The 22,590-nt window shown below is 71.8% G+C and carries 23 protein-coding genes and 1 tRNA gene; 12 read left to right on the forward strand and 12 right to left on the reverse strand.

Going from position 1 to position 22,590, the window contains the following annotated elements:
• Positions 1 to 20: 20 nt before the first annotated feature.
• Both QOL15_RS14350 and QOL15_RS14355 read left to right on the forward strand, forming a co-directional pair.
• Positions 21 to 191 (forward strand): hypothetical protein, encoded by a 171-nt coding sequence (locus QOL15_RS14350; RefSeq protein WP_175473163.1) that lies wholly within the window; start codon positions 21 to 23, stop codon positions 189 to 191.
• Positions 188 to 910, forward strand: a complete 723-nt coding sequence (locus QOL15_RS14355; protein WP_071245242.1) for a hypothetical protein — start codon at positions 188 to 190, stop codon at positions 908 to 910. The genes QOL15_RS14350 and QOL15_RS14355 overlap by 4 nt, the downstream gene beginning before the upstream one ends.
• A 17-nt stretch (positions 911 to 927) precedes the next feature.
• Here the strand turns inward: QOL15_RS14355 and QOL15_RS14360 are convergent, their stop codons facing one another.
• Positions 928 to 1,932, reverse strand: coding sequence for a PrsW family intramembrane metalloprotease (locus QOL15_RS14360; protein WP_071245246.1), 1,005 nt, complete (start codon positions 1,930 to 1,932; stop codon positions 928 to 930).
• Positions 1,933 to 2,005: 73 nt separating this feature from the next.
• On the opposite strand from QOL15_RS14360, the gene QOL15_RS14365 reads away from it, so the two are divergent.
• The 3 genes from QOL15_RS14365 (at position 2,006) to QOL15_RS14375 (ending at position 3,438) form a co-directional block, all read left to right on the forward strand.
• A complete protein-coding gene (locus tag QOL15_RS14365) occupies positions 2,006 to 2,269 on the forward strand; it encodes a glutaredoxin domain-containing protein (protein WP_065963648.1) in 264 nt (87 codons plus the stop codon).
• 171 nt (positions 2,270 to 2,440) lie between these two features.
• Complete coding sequence (locus QOL15_RS14370; protein ID WP_065963609.1) at positions 2,441 to 2,716, forward strand: GlsB/YeaQ/YmgE family stress response membrane protein; 276 nt, start codon at positions 2,441 to 2,443, stop codon at positions 2,714 to 2,716.
• Positions 2,717 to 2,895: 179 nt separating this feature from the next.
• Entirely contained in the window at positions 2,896 to 3,438 is a 543-nt protein-coding gene (locus QOL15_RS14375) for a hypothetical protein (protein ID WP_065963611.1), read from the forward strand.
• Positions 3,439 to 3,564: 126 nt separating this feature from the next.
• On the opposite strand, the gene nadE is transcribed toward QOL15_RS14375, so the two are convergent.
• Entirely contained in the window at positions 3,565 to 4,392 is an 828-nt protein-coding gene (nadE, locus tag QOL15_RS14380) for an ammonia-dependent NAD(+) synthetase (protein WP_065963614.1), read from the reverse strand.
• Between the two features lie 135 nt (positions 4,393 to 4,527).
• Positions 4,528 to 4,695 carry a hypothetical protein gene (locus tag QOL15_RS14385; protein ID WP_175473096.1) on the reverse strand — a complete coding sequence of 56 codons (168 nt, stop codon included), beginning with the start codon at positions 4,693 to 4,695 and terminating at the stop codon, positions 4,528 to 4,530.
• 434 nt (positions 4,696 to 5,129) lie between these two features.
• Between QOL15_RS14385 and QOL15_RS14390 the strand changes: the two genes are divergently transcribed.
• Positions 5,130 to 6,269: an AI-2E family transporter gene (locus QOL15_RS14390; protein WP_065963617.1), complete on the forward strand. Its 1,140-nt coding sequence runs from the start codon at positions 5,130 to 5,132 to the stop codon at positions 6,267 to 6,269.
• A gap of 296 nt (positions 6,270 to 6,565) precedes the next feature.
• On the opposite strand, the gene argG is transcribed toward QOL15_RS14390, so the two are convergent.
• The 6 genes from argG to QOL15_RS14420 form a co-directional block, all read right to left on the reverse strand.
• Positions 6,566 to 8,005, reverse strand: coding sequence for an argininosuccinate synthase (gene argG / locus QOL15_RS14395; protein ID WP_065963619.1), 1,440 nt, complete (start codon positions 8,003 to 8,005; stop codon positions 6,566 to 6,568).
• A gap of 154 nt (positions 8,006 to 8,159) precedes the next feature.
• Positions 8,160 to 8,234: transfer RNA gene (locus tag QOL15_RS14400), tRNA-Arg, on the reverse strand.
• A gap of 14 nt (positions 8,235 to 8,248) precedes the next feature.
• Complete coding sequence (locus QOL15_RS14405) at positions 8,249 to 9,364, reverse strand: epoxide hydrolase family protein (protein ID WP_071245248.1); 1,116 nt, start codon at positions 9,362 to 9,364, stop codon at positions 8,249 to 8,251.
• Positions 9,365 to 9,488: 124 nt separating this feature from the next.
• Entirely contained in the window at positions 9,489 to 9,983 is a 495-nt protein-coding gene (locus tag QOL15_RS14410) for an HNH endonuclease (RefSeq protein ID WP_065963623.1), read from the reverse strand.
• A 398-nt stretch (positions 9,984 to 10,381) separates the two neighbouring features.
• Positions 10,382 to 11,332 (reverse strand): C40 family peptidase, encoded by a 951-nt coding sequence (locus QOL15_RS14415; RefSeq protein ID WP_071245250.1) that lies wholly within the window; start codon positions 11,330 to 11,332, stop codon positions 10,382 to 10,384.
• A gap of 291 nt (positions 11,333 to 11,623) precedes the next feature.
• On the reverse strand, positions 11,624 to 12,319 hold the full coding sequence (locus tag QOL15_RS14420; protein ID WP_065963626.1) for a metal-dependent transcriptional regulator: 696 nt from the start codon (positions 12,317 to 12,319) through the stop codon (positions 11,624 to 11,626).
• Positions 12,320 to 12,469: 150 nt separating this feature from the next.
• Between QOL15_RS14420 and serC the strand changes: the two genes are divergently transcribed.
• A complete protein-coding gene (gene serC / locus QOL15_RS14425) occupies positions 12,470 to 13,588 on the forward strand; it encodes a phosphoserine transaminase (protein ID WP_071245252.1) in 1,119 nt (372 codons plus the stop codon).
• A gap of 311 nt (positions 13,589 to 13,899) precedes the next feature.
• On the opposite strand, the gene QOL15_RS14430 is transcribed toward serC, so the two are convergent.
• Positions 13,900 to 14,562, reverse strand: coding sequence for a DUF3027 domain-containing protein (locus QOL15_RS14430; protein ID WP_071245254.1), 663 nt, complete (start codon positions 14,560 to 14,562; stop codon positions 13,900 to 13,902).
• Positions 14,562 to 14,939, reverse strand: a complete 378-nt coding sequence (locus QOL15_RS14435) for a cold-shock protein (RefSeq protein ID WP_065963630.1) — start codon at positions 14,937 to 14,939, stop codon at positions 14,562 to 14,564. Before QOL15_RS14435 ends, QOL15_RS14430 begins: the two co-directional genes overlap by 1 nt.
• 55 nt (positions 14,940 to 14,994) lie before the next feature.
• Between QOL15_RS14435 and QOL15_RS14440 the strand changes: the two genes are divergently transcribed.
• From QOL15_RS14440 to QOL15_RS14460, 5 genes are all read left to right on the forward strand, one after another.
• Positions 14,995 to 15,294, forward strand: coding sequence for a hypothetical protein (locus QOL15_RS14440; RefSeq protein ID WP_065963632.1), 300 nt, complete (start codon positions 14,995 to 14,997; stop codon positions 15,292 to 15,294).
• 28 nt (positions 15,295 to 15,322) lie between these two features.
• Complete coding sequence (locus tag QOL15_RS14445; protein WP_071245256.1) at positions 15,323 to 17,098, forward strand: helicase-associated domain-containing protein; 1,776 nt, start codon at positions 15,323 to 15,325, stop codon at positions 17,096 to 17,098.
• Between the two features lie 113 nt (positions 17,099 to 17,211).
• The gene (locus QOL15_RS14450; RefSeq protein WP_071245258.1) at positions 17,212 to 18,906 is read left to right on the forward strand and encodes a DNA repair helicase XPB; all 1,695 of its coding nucleotides are present in this window, start codon (positions 17,212 to 17,214) and stop codon (positions 18,904 to 18,906) included.
• Positions 18,907 to 18,961: 55 nt separating this feature from the next.
• Positions 18,962 to 19,657, forward strand: a complete 696-nt coding sequence (locus tag QOL15_RS14455) for a response regulator transcription factor (RefSeq protein ID WP_058740468.1) — start codon at positions 18,962 to 18,964, stop codon at positions 19,655 to 19,657.
• Between the two features lie 66 nt (positions 19,658 to 19,723).
• Positions 19,724 to 21,424, forward strand: a complete 1,701-nt coding sequence (locus QOL15_RS14460) for a cell wall metabolism sensor histidine kinase WalK (RefSeq protein ID WP_071245260.1) — start codon at positions 19,724 to 19,726, stop codon at positions 21,422 to 21,424.
• A 103-nt stretch (positions 21,425 to 21,527) separates the two neighbouring features.
• Here QOL15_RS14460 and QOL15_RS14465 read toward each other — a convergent pair whose 3' ends face one another.
• Positions 21,528 to 22,421, reverse strand: coding sequence for a hypothetical protein (locus tag QOL15_RS14465; protein ID WP_071245263.1), 894 nt, complete (start codon positions 22,419 to 22,421; stop codon positions 21,528 to 21,530).
• Between the last annotated feature and the right edge of the window lie 169 nt (positions 22,422 to 22,590).

The raw sequence follows: 22,590 nt of genomic DNA on the forward strand, positions 1-22,590 counted from the left end.
CCATCCGACGAGGAGGATTGATGCGCGAAGACAACGGAGCGCCGGGGGCACTCGTAGCACTGCTGATGCTCACCGCCGCAGCGGCAACGCTCACGGCAACCGCTGCCGTCCCAGCCGTCGTCGGCTGGACCACCACGACCGTCCTCGCCCTCGCCGGTGTCACGACAGTCGTCATCAGACAGAAGCGATGAAGATCACGATCGACCGGAAGCACCTTCCGGTGCTGTTCAGCATGGCCGTCTCGACGGTCCTGCTGTCGGCCCTGCTCAGTCCGGCACGGGCCGAAGCTGCCGAGACGACCGAGCGGGCAGCGAACGTTCTGGACTTCCAACGGAGCATGGTGCAGAACGCTCCCGTTCCTCTCGGGCCGTCCCCTCGAGCCGACGCGCTCCGCAGCGCCGCCCTCGAGCAGACCGAGACGGCGAGCGGAGCCGTACTCGACGGAAGCGATGTCTCGGTGCTCGCACAGGGCGATGGGGCAGTCGTGCGAGTCGGGCTGCGAGGCGCTGGCGTCGAACCCATCTCGAGCCGGTCGACCTTCTTCGACGCACACGGCAACGCGACATCGACCGTCGAGTTCGCGTTCCGGGCGGACGGGCGAGGGGGTGGCAGCCTGCAGGTGTGGCAGGACGGACAGAGCCGGTTCTCCAAGTCCATCACTGCGGCCGAGACCGCGGCCACCATGCGTGTCGCCGCGCAGGACTCGCGCGCATCGCAGGGGTTCTGGGCGAAGCTCAACGATTGCCTTGCCAAGCAGAACGTGAATGCCTGGGCTCTCGCCATCCTGGCCGGGGTCTGCGCCGCGGCCTGTGTCGTGACCGCCGGGGCCGCCTGCGCCGCGTGCGTCGGGGCCACGATCGGCTTCCCCTCAGGGGTCGTGACGGCCTGCATCGTCATCGCGAGCCGGTAGGGCGGAGGGAGGCGGTGTCAGCGATCGTCCCGCCGCGGCGCCGCCTCCCAGTCTCGCTGCTCCACTGGGCCCGCCACAGCCCACCACGACGGTCCCCCGACCGCCGCCTGCGCCCGTTCCGCCTGCGCCCGTTCGAGCAGCGCACGGTCACGGTGCCGGTGGCTGACGAGCAGCCAGACCAGGACCGCGACGCCGATCAGGGTCACGACGAGCAGCCCGACCACGTACAGCGTGGTGGCGATCCCGGCGAGCGTCGGCGGCACCGCGCCCGTCCCGGCGGCAGACAACGGCGTGCCGGTGAGCACGAACGCGAGCACCGTCGACAGCGTCCCGTTGCTGTCCCACAGCCCGTGCAGCAGGGCGACCCCGACGTACGCCACCGGGATCGACCACGACCACCGCAGCCGCGCCCCACCCCGGGCGGCCCCGAACAGCACCGCACCGAGGATCGCCGTCCAGAGCACGTGACCGACCGGCGAGAGCACGGCACGCACGACCTCCGTCTGCAGCAGGGAGACGAGGTCGATCCCGCGCTGCGTGATCGCGGCGTTGAAGGCGTAGCCCGCCGACTCGAACGCCGCGAACCCGGCGCCGATCGTCGCCCCGAGCAGGGCACCCTGCCGCGCGGTCTTGGGACGCACCCGCCACCCGACCACGAGGAGCAGCACACCCTTCACGAGTTCCTCGACGAACCCGACGACGACGTACACGAACGCGTCCTGCCGCAGGTCTGCCTCGAGCAGGGACGCGCCGAGCACCCCGAGCACCCCGCCCACGAAGAACGCGGTGACGAGCTGCATCGTGCTCACCGTGCCCGTGACCCGCTCGATCACGAAGAGCACGACCGTGAAGGGCACCAGGAAGCTGCCGAGCAGGATGATCGTCGGCACGAGGTTCGTGTTCAGCGTCAGCACGGTGACGACCACCGTGACGGCCCAGAGCACGGCCCCGGCGAGCAGGGTCTTCCACCACCAGCCGTGCCGGTGGTGCGGGTGGACGGATGCGTCCGTCGTCGTCGTCATGGCGCCATCGTGCTCCTCCCCGGAGCGGGCCGTCGTGGGAATGTCCGGTGTCCTCCGGACGTACTGTGTGGACATGACTGACGAGACGTTCGACAAGGTGACGATGTTCGGCGCGGACTGGTGCCGCGACTGCCGGCGCTCGAAGGCGCTGCTCGACGGGCTGGGGCTCGACTACCAGTACGTCGACGTCGAGGCGGACCTGTCGGCGGCCGGCCGTGCCGAGGCGATCAGCGGACGCAAGAACATCCCGGTCGTGGTGCTCCCGAACGGTAAGCACTTCGTCGAGCCGTCGGACGCCGAACTCCGCTCGGAGCTCGAGGCCGCTGGCATCGTCTGACCCGTCGACCACGGGCGCCGAGGGCCCGGCGGGGTCGCCGACCACGTCGGCGATCCTGAACCTGCGCACAAGCTGAGCGGGTGCTGAGGAACAACGGAGTTCAATCGGGGATCGACCCGAACCACGGACGGCCCCGACCGTGGTGGAGGGTCCTGATCCAAGGAGGACACCGTGCTCGGTCTCATCATCAGCCTCATCATCGTCGGCCTCATCGCCGGCGCCCTCGCCCGCCTCATCATCCCCGGCAAGCAGCACATGTCGATCCTCATGACGATCGTCCTGGGCATCGTCGGCTCGTTCGTCGGCGGCTTCCTCGGCTTCCTCATCTTCCAGCACGACCCGATGGAGGGCTTCTTCCAGCCCGCCGGCATCATCGGCTCGATCATCGGTGCCGTCATCGTGCTGTTCCTCTACACCCGCTTCGCGGGCCGCGGCGCCCGCCGCTGACCTGCTCGGTCGACGCCCACGCGTCGACCCGGCTGGGTACCGTCCCCCGGTCCGAACGCCCCGCACCACGTCCTCGTGGTGCGGGGCGTTCGTCGTCGGTGCTGATCGGCGGTCGCCGCGCCAGCAGGGTCCCCCACCCGTACAGGTGCCACGGCCGGCCGGAGCGTACGGTCCCGATCATGACCAACGAGAACGAACGCTCACGTCCTGAGGACGACGTCGCACGACTCGGACTCGTGGTCGTCGGTGAGGCGTCGGCCCTGCACGCCGGGGACGACGACGCACTCGACGCCAGCGAGGCGAACATCCGCGAGACGGTCGACAGCATGGTCGACGAACCCCTGACCGACCGGCAGGAGGAGGTCGTCGAGCGCCTGGCCTCGGCGAGCGGGACCCTGACGGCCGGCCTGAGCGGCGCCCTCGCGGCGAAGACGGGCAGCAGCGTCGACGACGTGCTCGAGGGTGCAGCTCGCAGTGTGCTCTGGCAGCAGCGGCTCGCCGCCGAGCGCGACGCCGGCGGGACGCTCTCCCCGGCCGACCTCGCCGACCTCGCAGACGCCGCTGATGCCTCCGACCCCACCGACGCGTCCACCCGGGGGCAGCACGACAGCGAGGCGGACGCAGCCGCGCACGACGCCGACCGTGGCCAGCGCGGCGAGCGCGAGGACGCCGGCGGCCAGCAGCAGCGCCGCGGCGACGACGAGGGCGACCGCCGGGCCTGATCCCGCCGGGGCGGCGGCCGCTCCGGCCACACGGACACGGCGCGACCGACGACGGGAGGCGCGGTGCGGGACGGACCCGCACCGCGCCTCCCGTCGGTCCCCCGTGGGCGAAGCCCGCCCGACGGCCTAGGCCGTCGGGCGCCACCACTCGTCGAAGGGCGTCGCGGGCACGCGACGCTTGTGCTCCGTGGCGCGGTAGCGCGTCTCGATGGCCTCGGCGACCTCGACCGGGACGTCGTGCCCCTGCAGGTACGCGTCGATCTCGACGTAGGTGAGCCCGAGGTTCGCCTCGTCGGTCTGCCCGGGCAGGTCGTCGAGCAGGTCGGCGGTGGGTGCCTTCTCGTACAGGCGCGCCGGCGCACCGAGGTGTTCGAGCAGCTGTCGGCCCTGGCTCTTGGTCAGGCCGGTGAGCGGGGTGAGGTCGACACCGCCGTCGCCGTACTTCGTGAAGAAGCCCGTGACGGCCTCGGCGGCGTGGTCCGTGCCCACGACGAGGAGGCCCTGCTGCCCCGCGACCGCGTACTGGGCGACCATGCGCATGCGCGCCTTGACGTTGCCCTTCACGAAGTCGCTGAGGTCGACGCCCGAGGCGGACGTGTCCTGCACGACGCCGTCGACACCGTGCTCGATGTTCACGACGATGCCGGGGTCGGCGCCGATGAACCGGAGCGCGAGCTGCGCGTCGTCCTCGTCGGCCTGCACGCGGTAGGGCATCCGGACGGTGACGAAGGCGGCCTCGCGGCCCTCGGCACGGAGCGACTCGACCGCGAGCTGGGTGAGGCGTCCGGCGAGCGTCGAGTCCTGTCCGCCGCTCACGGCGAGCACGTACCCGCGCGCGCCGGTCGTGGTCAGGTAGTCCCGGAGGAACCCGACCCGGCGGGCGACCTCGTGCTCGGGGTCGATGGTCGGCTGGACGTCGAGGTCCGCGGCGATGGTGGCTTGGAGTTCACGCACCCGACCAGTATCGCGCGCGGGTCCGACGTGCGCCGGGATCCACAGGCAGGCGTCACCTCCCGGAAACGCACCCCACGACGGACGGGAGGCGCGGTGCCAGCCGGCACCGCGCCTCCCGTCCGTCCTGTGGTGGCGTCAGACCTGATCGCCGAGGAAGTCGGCGTACGACGGTTCGTCGTGTTCGGCGCCGACGGGGACCGGGGCCTCGGACGTGCCGCCGATGCGTTCGGCGATGATCTCGGCGACCTCGTCGGGAGACCGGAGTCCGTGGCGGTGCCAGTCGGACGGCATGCGGGCGGTCACGAGCTCATCGCCAGGATCGAGACACCGAAGGGGACGGTGGTGGGGAAGCGCGTGGAGCCGTCGAAGAGTTCGACGAGGACGGAGCAGTGGAGCGTGGTGGCGGTCATCGTGACCAGCCCTTCATCGAGGTGATGCGCACCTCGGATCCGACCGGGCCGTCCCGCTGTGCCAGACCACGTGGAACACGTGGGCATCGTGACGACGGGACCCTGAAGGAGAACCCGGTCCGACCAGCGTAAGACTGATCTCGGATCGCGTCCACGTGGATGCGGATTGCGGCGACCCCGCCGACGGCGTCCTGCCGTCGCTCCCGGACCCGCGGGCGTCGTCCGACGACCCCCGGCCCGGTCCCGCGGACGTCGCTCGACGCCCGTCGGCCCTCCGCTCGCCCGCGCCGGTAGCGTGGTGGGTCCCGCACGACCACGAGGAGCCACATGCCCCTGTTCGGCCGTCCCAGCGACGCCCCTTCCGACGCCGCCCCGAGCGCGATCGTCCGCCCCTGGACCGACGCCTTCGGACGACTCGCCACCCGCTGCCTGCAGGCGATCGTGGTGTTGATCATCGCGAGCGGGATCATCTACGCCGCCGCCACCCTGAGCGTCGTGACGATCCCCGTGCTCCTCGCGCTCATCATCGCGTCGGCCATGCACCCGGTGGTGTCCTGGCTCCGACGTCACAAGGTCCCCTCGGTGCTCGCCACCCTCGCGGTGCTGCTCGGCGTGCTCGTCGTGCTCGGCCTGGTCGGCTGGCTCATCGTCGTCGCGGTCATCGCGCAGTGGCCCGACCTGCAGAAGTCCGCGATCAGCGGGTTCCAGCAGCTCCAGGAGTCCGTCGACCACCTGCCGTTCGCGATCTCCGACAAGCAGGTCGACCAGGTCGTCGGCGGCGTGCAGGGCTTCCTCACCAGCTCGCAGTTCGGCTCCGGTGCCCTCGCCGGTGCGTCCGCGACCGCGAACTTCCTCACCGGCCTCGTGCTGATGATCGTCGTGCTGTTCTTCTTCCTCAAGGACGGGCCACGCATCTGGGAGTTCCTGCTCCGTCCGTTCACCGGCGCCCGCTACGAGCGCGCCCGCCGCGTGGGTGACCGCGTCGTGCAGACCCTGGGTGGCTACGTCCGCGGGACCGCGAGCGTCGCCGCCGTGGACGCGATCGGCATCGGCGTCGGCCTGGCGATCATCGGCGTGCCCCTCGCGCTGCCCCTCGCGGTCGTCGTGTTCATCACGGCGTTCATCCCGATCGTCGGTGCCACCGCGGCCGGCATCCTCGCGGCGCTCGTCGCCCTCGTCGCGAACGGCCCCGTCGCCGCACTCATCGTCGTCGGCATCGTCGTGCTCGTGAACCAGCTCGAGGGCAACCTGCTCCAGCCGGTGCTCATGGGCAAGACGCTCAAGTTGCACGGCCTGGTCATCCTGATCGGGCTGACCGCCGGCACCGTGCTCGCCGGCATCACGGGCGCGATCATCTCGGTGCCGCTGCTCGCCGCGGCGTGGGGTGCCGTGCAGGTGTGGGACGGTCCGGAGACGCCCGCGCTGATGTGGCGGCAGAAGCGCCCGGAGACGGCCGAGCGGCGGTAGCGCGGGGCGGGGCGGCGCGGACGGCGCGGGGCGGTCGGCGCAGCGGTCCGTCGACGCCGAACGACACCACCGCCGTCGTACGACACCCGCGATGACGCACACGGCCCGCCGCCACGCTCGCGTCCGGGCCCGGCGATGCACACCCACGCCGAACGACACCGCCGCCGTCGTACGACACCCACGTTGACGCACACGGCCCACCCGCACCCGAACACGACGAAGGGGAGCCACCGCACGTCGCGGTGACTCCCCTTCGTCGCGTCACGCCGAGCGGATCGCTCGGCGTCGCCAGCCGGTCAGTCCGTCCCGGAGTCGAACGCCGCACCCTCGGACACGGCGTCGGTCGCACGCCCGAGTGCGTCGGCGGCGTCGGTCACCGGGGCTCCCCCGAGGATCTCCTCGGCCTCGCCCGCCTCGAGCTCACCGACGAGCTCGCCGGTCGCACCGCCGATGAGGCCCGCCGCCGCGTACTGCTCGAGCCGCGAGCGCGAGTCCGCGATGTCGAGGTTCCGCATGGTGAGCTGACCGATCCGGTCGTCCGGCCCGAACGCGGCGTCGCCGACGCGCTCCATCGACAGCTTGTCCGGGTGGTAGGACAGCGCCGGACCCGTGGTGTCGAGGATCGTGTAGTCGTCGCCACGGCGCAGGCGCAGCGTGACCTCGCCGGTGACCGCCGAGGCGACCCAGCGCTGCAGCGACTCACGCAGCATGAGCGACTGCGGGTCGAGCCACCGTCCTTCGTACATGAGGCGACCGAGCCGGCGACCTTCGTTGTGGTACGACGCGACGGTGTCCTCGTTGTGGATCGCGTTGAGCAGCCGCTCGTAGGCGATGTGCAGCAGCGCCATGCCCGGCGCCTCGTAGATGCCGCGGCTCTTCGCCTCGATGATGCGGTTCTCGATCTGGTCGCTCGCGCCGAGCCCATGACGGCCACCGATCGCGTTCGCCTCGTAGACGAGGGCGACGGCGTCGGCGTACTCGACGCCGTTGATCGCGACCGGGCGGCCGGCCTCGAAACGGACGCTGACGACCTCGGTCGCGACCTCGACGTCGTCACGCCAGGCGGCGACGCCCATGATCGGCTCGACGATGTCGAGCCCGCTCGACAGCTCCTCGAGGCTCTTCGCCTCGTGCGTGGCGCCCCAGATGTTCGCGTCGGTCGAGTACGCCTTCTCGGTGGAGTCGCGGTACGGGAAGCCACGCGCGACGAGCCACTCGCTCATCTCCTTGCGGCCGCCGAGCTCCTCGACGAACTCGGAGTCGAGCCACGGCTTGTAGACCCGGAGCCGCGGGTTGGCCATCAGGCCGTAGCGGTAGAACCGCTCGATGTCGTTGCCCTTGTAGGTGGAGCCGTCGCCCCAGATGTCGACGCCGTCCTCCTTCATCGCGCGGACGAGCATGGTGCCCGTCACCGCGCGACCGAGCGGCGTCGTGTTGAAGTACGTCTTGCCGCCGGAGCGGATGTGGAACGCGCCGGTCTGCAGCGCGACCAGGCCTTCCTCGACCAGGGCGCTCTTCGCGTCGACCAGTCGGGCGATCTCGGCGCCGTACTCGTGGGCGCGGCCCGGCACGGCGTCGATGTCCGGCTCGTCGTACTGGCCGATGTCGGCCGTGTACGTGCAGGGCACCGCTCCCTTCTCACGCATCCAGGCGACCGCGCAGGAGGTGTCGAGACCTCCGGAGAACGCGATGCCGACTCGTTCGCCGACGGGGAGACTGCTCAGGACCTTGGACACGGGGTCAATCGTACGGGGCGCACGGCCCGCGCTACCGTCCGGCCCGACGGTTGTGGAGAACCCACCGGAGAACGCGCCGATGGCCAGCCGTCGGCCGCCCGGTCCGCACGACCGGGCCGACCGCGACGGCGGGGACGCGCACCCGCTCGACGCGTGGTGCCCCTGGAGGGACTCGAACCCCCAACCGTTTCCTTAGGACGGAACTGCTCTTCCATTGAGCTACAGAGGCTGGTGCACCCCACTCTAGCGGCGCGACGAGACCCGGTACGGCTCCAGGAACGCCCGCACCTCGGCCACGAACAGCTCGGGCACCTCCACCGGTGCGAAGTGCCCACCCCGGTCGAGCTCGTGGTGGAACACGAGGTTCGTCGTCCGCTCGAGCCACTCCCGCGGTGCCCGGACGATGTCGCCCGGGAACACCGAGAACCCGGACGGCACCTCGACCCGCCGGACCAGCTGCTCCGGCGGGATCGCGGCGTTGGCGTGGTACATCCGCATCGACGACCCGATCGTCGCCGTCGCCCAGTACTCGGTCAGCAGCGCGAGCACCTGGTCCCGCGTGTACACCGACCAGAGGTCACCGTCGCAGTCGCTCCACGCACGGAGCTTCTCGACGATCCATGCTGCGAGCCCGGCGGGTGAGTCGGTGAGCCCGACGGCGGCGGTCTGCGGCTTCGTGCGGTGCAGCATCGCGTACGCGCCCTCGGCCGTCCGCCACCGTGCGGTCTCGTCGACGAACGCCCGATCCGCCGGCGACAGGTCCGAGGCGTCGAGCCCGGGCCACGCCAACCCGCCGTCGATCCGGTGCACCGCGACGACACGGTCCGGGTGGTCGAGCGCGAGGTACCGCACCACGTGCGTGCCGATGTCGCCGCCGGACGCCGCGAACCGCTCGTACCCGAGGTCGCGCATGAGCGTCGCCCACATCCCCGCGACCTCCCGGGCGTCGAGGACCCGCGGCGGCGCGTCCGAGAAACCGTACCCGGGCATGTCCGGCACGATGACGTCGAACCCCGCCTCGACGAGCATCGGCAGGACGGTCCGGTACCGCCAGCCCGAGTCCGGCCACCCGTGCGCGAGGAGCACCGGGAGCGCGTCCGGCCGACCGGACCGCGCGTGCAGCACGTGCACGCCGATGCCGTCCACCACGACCCGGCGCGAGGGCAGCGCCGCCAGCGCGGCACGGTGCGCCGCGAAGTCGAAGCCGTCGGCCCAGTACGCGACGAGTTCCCGCAGCTCGTCGACGTCGACGCCGAGCGACCATCCCTCCACGCCGGTCGTGTCCGGCCAACGGGTCGCCCGGAGGCGCGCACGCAGGTCCGCGATGGTGGCGTCGTCGATCAGCGGCGTCTCGCTCATGCGGCGCACGCTACGCGGCACCTCCGTCACGGCGCGACCACGGGCGGACGGGAGGCGCGGTGCCGGCCCGCACCGCGCCTCCCGTCCGCCCGTGGCTGTGTCAGCAGCCCCACCCGGCGGTCCGTCAGGCGGCGACCAGGAAGTCGTCCCACTCGGCCTGCGGCCGCTCGATCCCGCGCACGACCCACGAGGCGCCGTGCGGGGCCTTCGGCCGGAACCGGAGTCGCCAGCCCATCTCCTGCGGTGTGCGGTCGCCCTTCGTGTTGTTGCACGCGAGGCAGCAGGCGACGAGGTTCTCCCAGGAGTCCTGTCCCCCGCGCGAGCGCGGCTGCACGTGGTCGATGGTGGTGGCGTGCCGGTCGCAGTACGCGCACCGGTTCGCGTCGCGGCGGAGCACCCCGCGGCGTGACACCGGCACGAGCCGCGCGTGCGGGATGCGCACGTACCGCGTGAGGATGATCACGGACGGACGGTCGAAGGTCGCGGTCGACCCCGTGACCGGGTGGTCGGCGTCGGCGGCGACGATGGCGGCCTTCTGGTTCATGACCAGCACGAGGGCCCGTCGGTCCGAGATCACCGCGAGGGGCTCGTAACCGGCGTTGAGGACGAGAGTGCGCATGGGTTCCCTTCCGACGTGCCTGGACGGCTTCCAGGCGCTGCGGGTGCGTCGGGCCGAGCGACGCCGACGTGGGACCGCGGTCTGCGACCACGCCCGGAACCGCGAAGAGCACCACCCGGATGGGCAGTGCTCTCGTCAGGACAGGGCGTGATGGTGCACGCAGGGGGCGGTCGACCGTATGTCCACGAGCGCGCGCCGACCCGTGGTGCGGGTCGTGCGGATCGCTGACATGAGGTCTCCCGTGGTCGGGCCGGCTTCGGACCGGTGCAGCGTCAGGCTACGTCAGAAACCGGCCCAGCACGAGGGTGTGCGGGCCGGTTTCCGGGAGTGTTCACGGGAACGACACGTCGGTCGTCACCGCGGCGCGTGGTCTGGCGACCGGAGCGCGGGTGCCGTCGTCAGATGCCGAAGCGGACGATGTGGTAGCTGTTCGACCAGATCGGGCGGATCGAGACCGATCCGCCGGGCTTCGGGGCGTCCATGATCATGCCGTTGCCCATGTAGAAGCCGTCGTGCGAGCCGTCGTTGAACACGACGACGTCGCCGGGCTGCGCCTGGGACTCGGGGATCGTCGTGCCCGCAGCGTCCTGCAGCGGGACCGAGTGCGCCAGCTTGATGCCGTACTGCGCGTAGACGTACATGACGTAGCCCGAGCAGTCGAAGCCGGACGGGTCGGCGCCGCCGAAGACGTAGGGCGTGCCGATGTACTGCTTCGCGGTGGCCACGACCGCGGGGAGCGAGAACGGGGTGTTCGCGGCCGATGCGGTCTTCGCGATCTCCGATGCGCTCGGGCCGCTGTACGACTGGTACTGCTTCTGCGTCGCGGCGCGGGCGGCCTGGGTCGCGGCGGCCTGCTGGGCTGCCTCGGCGGCGGCCTTCTGCGCGGCCTGCTGGTCGAGGGTCGACTGCGCGGTGGCGCCGTAGCCGTCACGGTCGGTGCCGGCGAGGGCGACCGCGTCCGACACCGAGAACTGCTGGGCGTCGACGGTGCGGACCTGGCGCTGCGCGGTCGCGGCGTCGGTCCCGGTCTGCTGCGTCGACGCGAACGCCGGGGCGACCGCGACGGTGCCGAACATGCCCGCTGCGACGGTCAGGACGACCGGTGCGAGGAACCGGCGCTTGCGGGCCGAGGCACTCGCCTTCGCGGTCTCCGCGGCACGGGCGGCCTGTGCGGCACGTCGGCCACCGGGGAGCGGGGCGTCACGGACCGGGGTGACCTTGCGCACGGGGGCGGTGGTCTCGCGTGCTGCTCGTCGGGTGAGCGGGGCGGCGGCGACGGGGGCGGCGTTCGCGGTGTTCGTCGGGTTCGCGGGGGTCTGGCCGTCCGCGGCGGAACCGGTCTGCGTCAAGGGTGGTGTCTCCGGCGTCTCGTCATCACGACCGGTGGCGGGTGACCGCCGGTGTGCAACCCCATCCGTTCGTCATCGTCTCCGATCGAGGCAGGAGACGGGTTCGAGACGTCCTGCCACGGGTCCTGGGCCTCGTGGGCGGCCCGGGACTCGTCGAGTGTACGTGGGCACCGTTACCGTGTCGAGACGAAACGCCCCTCAGGTAACGGTCTGGTGACGAAGCCCTGGTCAGGAGCCTGTGCGTGCCGTTACCTTGTGGGGTTTCTCAGACCCGGCGGTCGCCCTGGGCGCTCAGGACCGCTCGATGTACACGTGCTGCGCGACCTCGGACGGCAGCTCGATGCCCGCGTCCTCGCCCTCGACCCGCACGGCCACGTAGGCACCGGCCCGCTGCACGCTCGCGACCCGGCCGGGCATGACGCCCGCGGTGCGCAGCTGGTGGAGCAGCTCCGGCTCGAACTGGACGGGCTCGCCCAGGCGGCGGACGACCCCGGTCGCGACGGCGTCGGTGCCCTCGGTCGCGGCGACGATGTTCTGCACGCCGTCGAGGAAGCCGCCGGCCTCGGGTCCGCCGATCTCGGCGAGGCCGGGGATCGGGTTGCCGTACGGCGACTCGGTCGGGTTGCCGAGCATCTCGAGCAGGCGGACCTCGACCTGCTCGCTCATGACGTGCTCCCACCGGCAGGCCTCGTCGTGCACGAAGGCCCAGTCGAGGCCGATGACGTCGGACAGCAGGCGTTCGGCGAGACGGTGCTTGCGCATGACGTGGGTGGCGCGGGAGCGACCCTCGGTGGTGAGCTCGAGGTGCCGGTCCCCGGAGACCACGACGAGGCCGTCGCGTTCCATGCGGGCGACGGTCTGCGAGACCGTCGGGCCGGAGTGCCCCAGGCGCTCGGAGATGCGCGCGCGCAGCGGGACGATCCCCTCTTCCTCGAGGTCGAGGATCGTCCGCAGGTACATCTCCGTGGTGTCGACGAGATCGGTCACGGTCCGCCTCTCATGTCTGGGCCCAGCGCGCCCACCCTACTTGTTCGGGGTGACAACGAGGAACGCTCGCGAAGGCGCGTCCACGGGCGCAGCGGGCGTGCTGCTCCGACCGGACGGCTGGGGTGGGATACCGCTCGCTAGGGTTGCTCCATGGCCGACATCGTCATCCCCGCCGAACTCCTCCCCACCGACGGCCGCTTCGGCTGCGGGCCGTCCAAGATCCGTGGCGCACAGCTCGAGTCCCTCGTGACGCGCGGGGCGACGATCCTCGGGACGTCCCACCGCCAGCAGCCCGTCAAGTCCCTCGTCGGCGACGTCCGCCGGGGCCTGGCAGACTTGTTCCAGCTGCCGGACGGCTACGAGGTCGTCCTCGGCAACGGCGGCTCGACCGCGTTCTGGGACGCAGCGGCGTTCGGCCTCGTCGAGCGCCGTGCCCAGCACCTGTCCTTCGGCGAGTTCGGGGCGAAGTTCGCCAAGTCCACCTCGGCCCCGTGGCTCGAGGCCCCGCACGTCGTCGAGGCGCCCGGCGGCTCGCTGTCCGCACTCGAACCGATCGAGGGCGTCGACGTCTACGCCTACCCGCACAACGAGACCTCGACGGGCGTCATGGCCCCCGTGGTCCGCGCGGCCGGCGACGACGGCGCCCTGACCGTCGTCGACGCCACGAGCGCCGCGGGCGGAGCGGCCTTCGACGTCAGCGCGACCGACGTCTACTACTTCGCGCCGCAGAAGAACTTCGCCTCCGACGGCGGCCTGTGGCTCGCCCTGTTCTCGCCGGCGGCGCTCGAACGCGTCGAGCGGATCGCTGCCTCGGACCGGTACGTGCCCGAGTTCCTGTCGCTGAAGAACGCCGTCGACAACTCGCGGCTCGACCAGACGCTGAACACCCCGGCGCTCGCGACCCTGCTGATGCTCGACGACCAGGTGTCCTGGATCAACCAGTCCGGCGGCCTCGCGTGGGCGGACACCCGGACGCGGACCTCGTCCTCGACGATCTACGACTGGGCGGACTCGGTCGACTACGCGACGCCGTTCGTCACCGAGCCGTCGCACCGGTCGCAGGTCGTCGCGACGATCGACCTCGACGACTCGATCGACGCGAAGGCCGTCGCCGCGACCCTGCGTGCCAACGGGATCGTCGACACGGAGCCGTACCGGAAGCTCGGCCGCAACCAGCTCCGGGTCGCGACCTTCACGGCGATCGACCCCGACGACGTCGCGAAGCTCGTCCAGGCGATCGACTTCGTCGTGCACGCGCTGCGCGGCTGAGGCGCGACCCGCCACGTGGCCGGGACCGCGCGGCGGTCCGGTCGGTCCGGGACCACGAGACGGACGGGAGGCGCGGTGCCAGCTGGCACCGCGCCTCCCGTCCGTCTCGTGGTGCGCACCAGCTCGTGGTTCGTGGTGCGCTGCAGGTCGCGGTGCGCGTCAGGTCGCGGTGCGCGACCGGTCGCGGTGCGCGTCAGGTCACGGCGCGCGTCGGCCGCGGTGCGCGTCCGGTCGTGTTCGTGGTCGCGGTCCCGCGGTCCCGTGGTCCGGACCGTCGGCCGGGGCGGGTCGTCGACCCGCCCCGGTCGGGGTCAACCGCGGTGGCGGCCCGGCTCGGTCTCGCCGGCGTCGAGCCGGTCGAGCTCCAGGTCGTCGTCCGGCTCGGTCGGACGGACGCGCCGTGCGCGGCGCCGGGCGCCGCGGGAACGCGGCGCGGCCTCCGTGTCGTCGTCGTCCGCGTCGTCCGTCGTGTCCGCGTCGGTCACGTGGCCGAGCGCGACGACCTCGGCGGCCCGGTCGACGTCGACGCCGTCGAGCTCGTCGTCGTCGGACTCGTCGAGGTCGTCCTCGTCGTCGCCGAACTCGTCGTCGTCGGCCTCGTCGTCGTCCGGGTCCTCGTAGTCGGCGTCCTCGTCCGAGTCCGCGTCGTCGTCCTCGTCGGCGTCCTCGTCGTCCTCGGACTCGCCCTGGGACGCGCGGTACTCCGCCATGCGCTCGGACCACGGCACCCACTCGGGCGCGACGAGCGAGCCGTCACCCGGCATCAGCTCGACCTCGAGCACCGTGGGCTCGTCGCCCTCGACGTGCGCGACAGAGACGGTCCAGCGCCAGCCGGGGTAGCCGGGCATCCGGTTCGAGAACAGGACCGAGACGACCCCGTCGCCCTCGTCGACCGTGCCGACCGGCTGTCCGACGGTGTCCTCGGACGTGACCTCGAGCAGCGCCGTGCGCGCGAGCTCCGTGACGTCGACCATCAGGCGTCCAGCTGGTCTGCGACGTGGCGCAGGATCGCGGCGATGCGCTCGCCGTTCTTCGGGTAGCGCCCGTGGCGGAGGTCGCCGCTGATGCGGTCGAGCTCCTTCACGAGGTCCTCGACGATGACGGCCATGTCGTCGGCGGACCGACGGGACATCTTCGCGAGGGAGGGCTGCTCCTCGAGCATGCGGACGGACAGCGCCTGTGACCCCTTCTTGCCCTGCACGACGCCGTACTCCAGGCGCGTGCCGGCCTTGACCGAGGTGGTGCCGTCCGGCAGCGAGGACGCGTGCAGGAACACGGGCTCACCGTCGTCGCCGGTGATGAACCCGAACCCCTTCTGGTCGTCGTAGAACTTGACCTTGCCGGTGGGCATGCGTGGACTCCTCGAGGTCGTGGAACGGCCGTGGTGCGTCGGATATCCTGGGTCGATGGCCAAGCCGACCCGATCGACCGGGAACCCGCGCGATGACGTGCAGCCCCCGGTGACGTTCAATCGTACCGAACGCGTGCTCGGGTTCATGGTCGGGGGGATCTTCATCGCCGCGCTCCTCTGCATCGCAGCGATGATCGTCATGTGGTTGACCGACCCGAGCGCGCAGGGCTCGATGCCGTGGCCGGTCGTCATGGCGGTCCCGCTCATCGGCCTGCCGATCGGCATGGTGCTCGTGTTCGTCCTGCTCGGCCTGACCTGGTCGAAGCGCGCCCGCGAGAACCGGTCGGGACGCTGAGCACCGGCGCCGACCGGAGCCGGGGCCGATGACGACCACCGCAGACCTCGCCGCACGACTGCGCGCGATGCCCGACGACGAGCTCGAACGGCTCGTGGTCGCCCGTCGACTGCCCGCCGCCGTGCTGGCCGACTCCGGTCCGCAGCACGCGACCGACTTCTTCGACCTCGCCGAGGCGCTCCGCAGCGACGACGCGGTCGACGCGGCGCTCGAGCACCTGCCGAGGGCGACGCTCCTCGCCCTCGTGCACGGCGCCGGTGCCGCGGACGCGCTCGCCCCGGCGGTGGCGCTCGGCCTGGCCGACCCCGACGGTGGCGTCGACGACGCGGTCGGTGCCCGACTGGCGGCCCACCCCGACCTCGGCGCCCTGCGCGACGCGCCGGACGCCGACGGCCCGTCCGAGCAGACCGGGGACCCGCGGCAGGGCGCTGCGCCGGACGACGAGCGGGACCGAGCGGCCGGTGCGGAGCAGGCGTTCGCGACGATGACCGTGCTCGCCGAGCTCGTCCGCGCGGTCGACCAGGGAGGCGTCCGCGAACTCGTGAAGGGCGGCATCGGCACCCCGCTCGCGCGGACCCTCGGCGAGCGCGTCGGCGCCGAGGCCGAGGTCGTGTCCGACCGGCTGGCCCTGCTCGCCCGGGTCGGGTACGCCGACCCCGGCGAGGGCGTCTGGACCACCACGGACGACGGGCGGACCTGGCTCACGACGGACTGGCCCGAGCGCTGGACCGGTCTGGTCGGACGCTGGTGGTCCTCGCTCGACCCGGCCGTGCACGACGTCCTCGAGACCGCCGGGGACGACCTGCGCGACCTCGTGTCCGTCGGCCGCTGGCGCTACCCGGCCGGATCCCGCTGGCTCGACGCGACGCTGCTCCAGGTGGCGGGGACGGCGTCGGCGCTCGGGCTCGCGGTCGACGGCACCGTCACCTCGACCGGGCGCGCCGTCGTCGCCGGTGACGCCGGGGCCGCCGCCACCGACCTCCCGCCGACCGTCGACACCGTGTACCTCCAGCACGACCTCACCGTGATCGCGCCCGGTCCGCTGACACCGGCCGACGACGCCGCACTGCGCGTGGTCGCCGACCTCGAGGCGCCCGGGCTCGCCGCCCGGTACCGGGTCTCCGAGGACTCGGTCCGCCGGGCCCTCCGCGCCGGACACACGAAGGAGGCGCTGCTCGCCTCGCTCGACCGGCTGTCCGCCACCGGGGTGCCGCAGCCGCTCGCCTACCTGGTCGACCAGGTCGCCGGACGCGACGGCGGCATCGTCGTCGACGTCGATGCCTCCGGGACGGGGGCCGTCGTGCACGGCACCCCGGACCAGCTCGACCTGATCGGGGTCGACGCCGAACTCCGTCAGCTCACGTGGGAGCGCCCGGACCTGACGACCCTCGTCACGCACCACCCGGCGCACGTGGTCCAGGCAGCGCTCGAGGAACAGCGGTACCCGGCCGTGCTGACGGCCGCCGCCCGCCCCGCGACGCGGGTCGCGCCTCCCGTCCGTCGCCGCGCCGCCGGCCGCACGCCGGAGCAGGCGGCGCACGCCCTCGTGGAACGGCTCCGTCTGACCACCCGCCGCGGCGAGGCGGAGCCGGAGCAGGAGTGGCTCGGGCGGCAGATCGACCTGGCGGTGCGTGGACGCACCCCGGTCCGCGTGACGGTGCGGATGCCGGACGGGTCGGAACACCCGTTCTCGATCGTGCCGACGTCGGTCGCGGCGGGGCGGGTGCGCGGACGGGACACCGGCGTGGACGTCGAGCGGACGCTGCCGCTGTCGCTCGTGGTGTCCGTGGAGAGCGAAGCCTGAGCGGGGTGGTCGGTCGGCGGCGTTCCTCCGCAGGCGAACGGTCGGGGCCGCTCCTCCACCGGAGCGCTGCGCACCGCACCCGTTCGCAGCCGCGACGCCTAGGCTGATCCGTCATGAACGGACCGCTGATCGTGCAGAGCGACCGCACCGTGCTCCTCGAGGTCGCACACCCCGACGCCGAGGACGCACGGCACGAACTCGCGGCCTTCGCCGAGCTCGAACGCGCACCCGAGCACGTGCACACGTACCGCATCACCCGCCTCGGGCTCTGGAACGCACGGGCCGCCGGGCACGACGCCGAGTCGATGATCGGCACGCTCGAGCGGTTCGCGAAGTTCCCGGTGCCGCAGAGCGTCACGGTCGACATCCGCGACACCGTCTCGCGCTACGGCCGCCTGGTGATCCGGCGCGAGGAACGCCCCGACGCCCCGGTCATCGCGAACTCCCCGTCCGAGGAACTCGAGCGCCAGCCCGTCCTGCTGCTCACCGCCGAGGACCCGTCCGTGCTCGCCGAGGTCACCCGGTCGAAGCGCATCAAGCCCCTGCTCGGCGACCAGCGCTCCCCCAACGCGATCGCCCTGCAGCCATGGGCGCGGGGACAGGTCAAGCAGGAGCTCGTCAAGCTGGGCTGGCCGGCCGAGGACCTCGCCGGCTACACACCCGGGCAGCCGCACCCGATCGACCTCGACACCGCGTCCTGGCGCCTCCGGCCCTACCAGGAGCAGGCGGTCGACACCTTCTTCGCTCAGGGGTCCGGCGTCGTCGTGCTGCCCTGTGGCGCCGGCAAGACCCTCGTCGGTGCCGGCGCGATGGCGACCGTCAAGGCCACCACGCTCATCCTCGTGACGAACACGGTCTCGGCCCGGCAGTGGCGTGACGAGCTGCTCCGCCGGACGACCCTGACCGCCGACGACATCGGCGAGTACTCCGGCACCGTCAAGCAGATCCGTCCGGTCACGATCGCGACGTACCAGATCCTCACCGCCCGCCGGAAGGGTGAGTACACGCACCTGTCGCTCCTCGACGCGCTCGACTGGGGCCTCATCGTGTACGACGAGGTCCACCTGCTCCCCGCCCCCGTGTTCAAGCTCACCGCGGACCTGCAGGCGCGCCGCCGCCTGGGGCTCACCGCGACCCTGGTGCGCGAGGACGGACGCGAGAGCGACGTCTTCTCGCTCATCGGGCCGAAGCGGTACGACGCCCCGTGGAAGGAGATCGAGGCGCAGGGCTACATCTCCCCCGCCGCCTGCTACGAGGTCCGCATCGACCTGCCCCACAGCGACCGGCTCGAGTACGCGGCCTCGGGCGACGACGAGCGGTACCGGCTCGCGGCGACGACCCCCGCGAAGACCCCGGTGGTGCGGGAGCTCATCGAGAAGCACCGCGGCGAGCAGATCCTCGTGATCGGGCAGTACATCGACCAGCTCGACGACCTCGCGGCCTCGCTCGACGCCGCCGAGATCACCGGGTCCACGCCCGTCGACGAGCGGGAGCGGTTGTTCCAGGCGTTCCGCGAAGGCTCGATCGACGTGCTCGTCGTGTCGAAGGTCGCGAACTTCTCGGTCGACCTGCCCGACGCGACGGTGGCCATCCAGGTGTCCGGTTCGTTCGGGTCCCGGCAGGAAGAAGCCCAGCGTCTCGGCCGACTCCTCCGCCCGAACAAGGACGGCCTGCCCGCGTCGTTCTACACGCTCGTGACGCGGGACACGGTCGACCAGGACTTCGCGCAGAACCGGCAGCGGTTCCTCGCCGAGCAGGGCTACGCGTACACGATCCTCGACGCCGATCAGGTCGCGGCTGCCGCCTAGCCGCCGCACGTGCCGCTCTCAGGAAACCTCTAGGGAACGGTCAGAGGATGGGTGCATGACCGATGGCCCCAAGATCCTGATCGTCGACGACGAACCGAACATCCGCGACCTCCTCACGACCTCGTTGCGTTTCGCCGGGTTCGCCGTCCGCGCGGTCGGCAACGGTGCCCAGGCGATCTCGGCGGTGCTCGAGGAAGAGCCCGACCTGATCATCCTCGACGTCATGCTGCCCGACATGAACGGGTTCGGCGTCACCAAGCGTCTCCGTTCGTCCGGCTACACCTCGCCGATCCTCTTCCTCACGGCGAAGGACGACACCGAGGACAAGATCACCGGTCTCACCGTCGGCGGCGACGACTACGTCACGAAGCCGTTCTCGCTCGACGAGATCGTCGCGCGCATCAAGGCCATCCTGCGTCGCACCATGAACGACGAGGAAGACGCGATCATCCGCGCCGGCGAGCTCACGATGGACCAGGACACGCACGAGGTCACGATCGGCGACGCGCAGATCGAGCTGTCGCCCACCGAGTTCAAGCTCCTGCGCTACCTCATGCTCAACCCGAACCGGGTGCTGTCGAAGGCGCAGATCCTCGACCACGTGTGGGAGTACGACTTCAACGGCGACGCCGGCATCGTCGAGTCCTACATCTCGTACCTGCGCCGCAAGCTCGACCAGTACTCGAGCGAGCCGATCATCCAGACCAAGCGTGGGTTCGGCTACATGCTCAAGGCGACGAAGGCTTCGTAGGCCGCCGTCGTCCTCACGGCGCTCGTCCGGTTTCACCGGGCGAGCGCCGTCTACCGTTGGGGCAGCATGCACACGCGAATGAGCCGTTGGTGGGACGGGATCTCCCTCCGCACCAAGATCACCGGGATCACGGTGCTCCTCGTCGCGCTCGGGCTGCTCGTCGCCGGCCTCGGCACCATGACGGTGCTGTCGACCTACCTCATGTCGCAGCTCGACGACAACGTCAAGCAGACGACCGAGCAGCTCGAGGGCCAGAACATCAGCGACGGCGAGCAGTACTGCAAGCTCTCCGTGGTGCTGTCGCAGAGCGCCTACGTCGCGGCGTACGACTCGTCGGGTGAGCAGATCTGCCAGACCCGCGCCTCGAGCCGGCCGGACATCCGGTCGCTCGACTTCTCGGCGGCGGCCCGGTCGTCGCAGCGGTTCTCGCTCTACGACAGCCAGCACGACCACGAGTGGCGTGCCCAGGTCATCCCGGCGTCGCTGCAGAACCAGTCGAGCGGCACCGCCGAGACGGGCTACGTGCTCGTCGCCGTGTCCAGCGCCGACACCGACCAGACCATCGCCCGGTTCACCGTGATCTTCCTCGGGTTCGGCATCTCGGTGATCCTGCTCGGCGCCATGCTGACCCGGCTCCTCGTCACGGCGACCTTCGACCCGTTGCGCGACGTCGAGGACACCGCAGCTCGGTTCGCCGCCGGCGACTTCAACCAGCGCCTCGAGGCCGACACCCCGAACACCGAGGTCGGCCGCCTGAACCGCTCGCTCAACGCGATGCTCGAACGCATCGACAGCGCCTTCGAGGACCGCGAGCGGACGATCGCGCAGATGCGACGGTTCGTCGGCGACGCCTCGCACGAGCTCCGCACGCCGCTCGTCTCGCTCCGCGGGTACGCCGAGCTCTACCGGATGGGTGCACTGCGCAAGGAGGAGGACGTCGCCCAAGCGATGGAGCGCATCGAGAAGGAGGCCCAGCGCATGGGGCTCCTCGTGCAGGACCTCCTCCAGCTCGCCCGGATCGACGAGTCGAAGCCGCTCGAACTCGGGCCGGTCGACCTCGTCGCGATCGCCCGCGACTCCGCGCTCGACACGATGGCGTCGAACCCCGACCGCGAGATCCAGGTGCTGGTCGAGGACGCCGTCACGGGGGTCAGCGTGCCGCAGGCCGTCCGCCCGCCGGCGCCGCAGTCCGACACGGGCGAGGTCCCGCCGACCTCCCCGTCCTCGGCGAACACGACAGGGCCGATCGCGTTCTCGCGGCAGACCCTCGCGCGACTGCGTGCCCGCCGGACCCGCGCGATGGGGGTCGAGGGTGGCGTGCCGTCCGACGACACGTCCCCGCTTCCGACCGTCGTGCTCCCGGCCCGCCCGCCGATCGTCCTCGCCGAGGAGAACAAGGTGCGGCAGGTCATCACGAACCTGATGGGCAACGCGATGCGGTTCACCGCGCACGACGACCCGATCGAGATCGGCATCGGCGTGGACGACGACCGTGGCATGGCGCACATCGACGTGATCGACCACGGCGAGGGCATCCCCCCGCAGCTGCGCGAGAAGATCTTCCAGCGGTTCTGGCGTGCGGACACCTCGCGGGCACGGGACACCGGCGGCTCCGGGCTGGGGCTCGCGATCGTGTCCGGCATCGTGCAGGCGCACAACGGCTCGGTCGAGGTCTTCGACACCGAGGGCGGCGGCGCGACCTTCCGCGTCTGGCTCCCGCTCATCCCCCGCGACTACACGCCCACCCCCGCGCCCGCCGCGGCCTGACGCGCACCCCGCCCCCGCACCCGCCCCAACCGCGCCGTCGTCCGCCGGGCCGGATCCGTCACGCTCGTCGCACCCGGCCGACAGCTCGTGCGCTGCCGGCGCATCATGCACGGCGTGTCCTGTCCGCTCGTTCGGCGAACGCCAGCCGCAGCCGCTCGAACAGGACCGCCGGGCGAGCAAGATCGACCGCAGTCGCGTGGATCACGAGCCAGCCGTTCACCGTGAACCCGTTCCGCCGCCGCTGATCGTGCCGGAACGTCTCGCGCTCGCGGTGGTGGTCGCCGTCGTACTCGAGCGCGATCCGGTACTCGGGCCACGCCATGTCGACCCGCCCGAGGAAGCGTCCCTGGGCGTCGTGCGCGTCGGCGTTCAGCTCGGGCTCCGGGAACCCGGCATCGACGACCGCCAGGCGGAGGCGGCTCTCCATGGCCGATTCCGAGCCGACCCGGATCCGCTCCAGCGCGGCGCGGGCGTTCCGCACGCCACGCGCCCCGGGGCGGATCGCCGCTGCGAGGTCATCGAGGGTGGCGAGGCCTCGCTCCCGGCTCACCATGTGGTCGCCGAGCACGACGAGATCCTCCACGGAGAGCATGCCCGCACACTCGAACCAGGCCTGAGCCGGGCTGCTGGTCGGTCCGTACGCGGTCGCTCGGACGGCCCGCGACGGCGAACGGTGTCCGACCACCCCCTGCCGTCGCATCGCGACATCGGCGTCCGACGACACGTGTACCGTCTCGTCCGACGCCATCCGGTGCGGCAACGGCGCACCCCAGATGCGTGCGGCCGTGACGTGGCTGAACCGCTGTCCCTCGCGCAGCACGACCGAGAGCGCTTCGACACGTCCGACGTCTGCTCCCGCTGGAGCCCGGACGCCGTGGACCGGCGAGACGAGGTCCTTCCGGCGGAGGCGCTCCGCGCCGATGCCGGCCCGCAGGGCCGCACCGACGGTGAACGCACTCTGGCGGAAGGGAACGGGGAGCGGGGTGGGGTTCGGCATGCCGATGATCGTCCGTGGAGCGCCGACAACGCCGACCATCCCGAGCCGGGACTGTGGAGGAGGGCGCACCGCGGGCCTCCTGTGGGGGAAGAACCCGGAGCACTGGGCGAGCGGGACATGCCGCACGTGCGGCGCGGTCCGGGCGCGACTCGTCGCACCGGAGCGTCGA

Origin of the sequence: Curtobacterium sp. MCBA15_012, assembly GCF_001864935.2 — a bacterium.
Taxonomy (GTDB): Bacteria; Actinomycetota; Actinomycetes; order Actinomycetales; family Microbacteriaceae; genus Curtobacterium.

Coding starts and splice junctions, on each gene's coding strand:
- QOL15_RS14350 (WP_175473163.1), top strand. CDS start 21: ATGCGCGAAGACAACGGAGCGCCGGGGGCACTCGTAGCACTGCTGATG.
- QOL15_RS14355 (WP_071245242.1), top strand. CDS start 188: ATGAAGATCACGATCGACCGGAAGCACCTTCCGGTGCTGTTCAGCATG.
- QOL15_RS14360 (WP_071245246.1), bottom strand. CDS start 1,932: ATGACGACGACGACGGACGCATCCGTCCACCCGCACCACCGGCACGGC.
- QOL15_RS14365 (WP_065963648.1), top strand. CDS start 2,006: ATGACTGACGAGACGTTCGACAAGGTGACGATGTTCGGCGCGGACTGG.
- QOL15_RS14375 (WP_065963611.1), top strand. CDS start 2,896: ATGACCAACGAGAACGAACGCTCACGTCCTGAGGACGACGTCGCACGA.
- QOL15_RS14390 (WP_065963617.1), top strand. CDS start 5,130: ATGCCCCTGTTCGGCCGTCCCAGCGACGCCCCTTCCGACGCCGCCCCG.
- QOL15_RS14405 (WP_071245248.1), bottom strand. CDS start 9,364: ATGAGCGAGACGCCGCTGATCGACGACGCCACCATCGCGGACCTGCGT.
- QOL15_RS14410 (WP_065963623.1), bottom strand. CDS start 9,983: ATGCGCACTCTCGTCCTCAACGCCGGTTACGAGCCCCTCGCGGTGATC.
- serC (WP_071245252.1), top strand. CDS start 12,470: ATGGCCGACATCGTCATCCCCGCCGAACTCCTCCCCACCGACGGCCGC.
- QOL15_RS14430 (WP_071245254.1), bottom strand. CDS start 14,562: ATGGTCGACGTCACGGAGCTCGCGCGCACGGCGCTGCTCGAGGTCACG.
- QOL15_RS14435 (WP_065963630.1), bottom strand. CDS start 14,939: ATGCCCACCGGCAAGGTCAAGTTCTACGACGACCAGAAGGGGTTCGGG.
- QOL15_RS14440 (WP_065963632.1), top strand. CDS start 14,995: ATGGCCAAGCCGACCCGATCGACCGGGAACCCGCGCGATGACGTGCAG.
- QOL15_RS14445 (WP_071245256.1), top strand. CDS start 15,323: ATGACGACCACCGCAGACCTCGCCGCACGACTGCGCGCGATGCCCGAC.
- QOL15_RS14450 (WP_071245258.1), top strand. CDS start 17,212: ATGAACGGACCGCTGATCGTGCAGAGCGACCGCACCGTGCTCCTCGAG.
- QOL15_RS14455 (WP_058740468.1), top strand. CDS start 18,962: ATGACCGATGGCCCCAAGATCCTGATCGTCGACGACGAACCGAACATC.
- QOL15_RS14460 (WP_071245260.1), top strand. CDS start 19,724: ATGCACACGCGAATGAGCCGTTGGTGGGACGGGATCTCCCTCCGCACC.
- QOL15_RS14465 (WP_071245263.1), bottom strand. CDS start 22,421: ATGCCGAACCCCACCCCGCTCCCCGTTCCCTTCCGCCAGAGTGCGTTC.